We start from the raw sequence: 2,150 nt of genomic DNA, 5'->3' as shown, positions 1-2,150 counted from the left end.
GATAGCGCTGATGTCCGGCGGTGCTTTTGCCGTTACGCACCACCCCGTCAGTAGCTGAACAGGAGGGACAGCTGATAGAAACAGAAGCCACTGGAGCACCTCAAAAACACCATCATACACTAAATCATTAAGTTGGCAGCATCACCGATTTTTTAAACATATAAAATACCATCAATGAAGTGATTAAGAAGTTATAGAGTAACAGAGAATTAATAAGATTCTTTTCTCTGAGACGCCAGAATATTTGTTCTGGCGTCTGATTTTGAGTTTATTTGACTAATGAAAATAGATCATTGAGTGATTCGCTCATCGACGGATGAGTAAATATCTGATCGCGTAATATGCTATAAGGCAGCCCGGCATCCATCACCATTTTCACTATATTGATCATCTCGTGGGAGTCAATACACAGCAGTGATGCTCCTAATATACGTTGGGTTTTATTATCAACAATCGCTTTTAATACCCCACGGGTATCGTTCATCACTCTGGCGCGCGGAATTGCAGCTACAGGCAATGTCACCACCTGAATATCAGCACCACTCTCTCTGGCTTGTTCTTCTGTCATACCAACCCTGGACAGGGGCGGTGTCATAAATACGGAATAAGGCACATTTTTCCGATCATCAGTACTACGTTTGCCTTCACCCAGTAACTCATCACGTACAATGCGGTAATCATCCAGTGATATGTAAGTAAATTGCAGCCCGCCGGTAACATCTCCCATCGCCCAAATATTGTCTGCGGTGGTATGTAATCGCTTGTCAACGACAATTGCCCCGCGCTCGTTTACTGCGATACCGGCATTTTCTGGATGTAACGAAGCGGTAGCCGGTTGACGACCGGAAGCTATTAACAGTGCATCCACCGCCAGTTGGGCGTGCTCGCTATGCACTTGCACTTGATTTTCATGGTGACTGATTCGCTCCACATGGGCATTGAGGATAATATCGACGCCCTGATCGCGTAAAATCGTCGCGATATTATCAGCAATATCCCGATCTTCCCGAGGCAAAAACAGCGAAGCTGCCTCTAAAATGGTTACTTTGCTGCCAAAATTAGCGAACATAGAGGCGAACTCAACGCCAATATATCCGCCGCCCAAAATACCTAAATGCCCAGGCAATTCTTTTAGATTAAGTAATCCGGTGCTGTCATATACACCAGGCGTGGTGGTAATTCCAGGAATTGGCGGAACCACGGCTTGTGCACCGGTATTAATAAAAATTTTCTCGCCATGAATCTCCAAATTTCCCTCAGGCCGATGAACACGCAGGCTATGATTATTGATAAACTCCGCCTGGCCGTCGATCACGTCGATATTGGGCATATCCGCAAGATTATGAAAATTCTTATTACGTAAAAAATTAACCACTTCATTTTTACGCTGTATGGCACGGACAAAATCTGTGTGCTGCTGTGCGTCATGAACCAATGTTTTGGTTGGGATACAGCCGATATTAATACAGGTCCCGCCATACATTGCATTTGATTGTTCGATGAGAGCCACACGCCAACCTGCTTTTGCCAGCGTGACGGCTAATGTTTTTCCAGCCTTGCCAAAACCAATAATAACTGCCTGATATTTATTCATGATGATTTCCTGTCGAAACGCGTTCATTTGACATCATGACTATAGACGCAAAAGGTGATGCTGCCAACTTACTGATTTAGTGTATGATGGTGTTTTTGAGGTGCTCCAGTGGCTTCTGTTTGGCTTTGTTGAATAAATCGAACTTTTGCTGAGTTGAAGGATCAGATCACGCATCTTCCCGACAACGCAGACCGTTCCGTGGCAAAGCAAAAGTTCAAAATCACCAACTGGCCCACCTACAATAAAGCCCTCATCAACCGTGGCTCCATAACTTTCTGGCTGGATGATGATGAATCGCCACGCGTTTAACAGACACCTCAGAGTCATTTAAGATGACTTAAAGAGAGGTGCCCATGAGCGGTAAGCGTTATCCTGAAGAGTTTAAAACTGAAGCAGTCAAACAGGTTGTTGATCGCGGTTATTCTGTTGCCAGCGTTGCAACACGTCTCGATATCACCACCCACAGCCTTTATGCCTGGATAAAGAAGTACGGTCCGGATTCTTCCACTAATAAAGAACAGTCAGATGCTCAGGCCGAGATCCGCCGTCTCCAGAA

Annotated in this window: 3 protein-coding genes; 1 reads left to right on the top strand and 2 read right to left on the bottom strand. The window is 45.1% G+C overall.

All coding sequences use genetic code 11. The features are described from left to right. Both PUZ33_RS25075 and rclA read right to left on the bottom strand, forming a co-directional pair. Positions 1 to 91 (bottom strand): IS1 family transposase (locus tag PUZ33_RS25075; RefSeq protein ID WP_304481747.1); only part of this gene is annotated, 91 nt, incomplete at its 3' end. 177 nt (positions 92 to 268) lie between these two features. Next, positions 269 to 1,594, bottom strand: a complete 1,326-nt coding sequence (gene rclA, locus PUZ33_RS25070) for a reactive chlorine resistance oxidoreductase RclA (protein ID WP_007896426.1) — start codon at positions 1,592 to 1,594, stop codon at positions 269 to 271. A gap of 353 nt (positions 1,595 to 1,947) precedes the next feature. Between rclA and PUZ33_RS25060 the strand changes: the two genes are divergently transcribed. Next, positions 1,948 to 2,150 (top strand): IS3 family transposase (locus PUZ33_RS25060; protein ID WP_001513728.1); only part of this gene is annotated, 203 nt, incomplete at its 3' end.

Origin of the sequence: Enterobacter cloacae complex sp. 2022EL-00981 (assembly GCF_028737495.1) — a bacterium.
GTDB lineage: Bacteria > Pseudomonadota > Gammaproteobacteria > Enterobacterales > Enterobacteriaceae > Enterobacter > Enterobacter cloacae.
The sequence above is the reverse complement of the archived record's forward strand: the minus strand, read 5'-3'. Positions and strand labels throughout refer to the sequence as shown.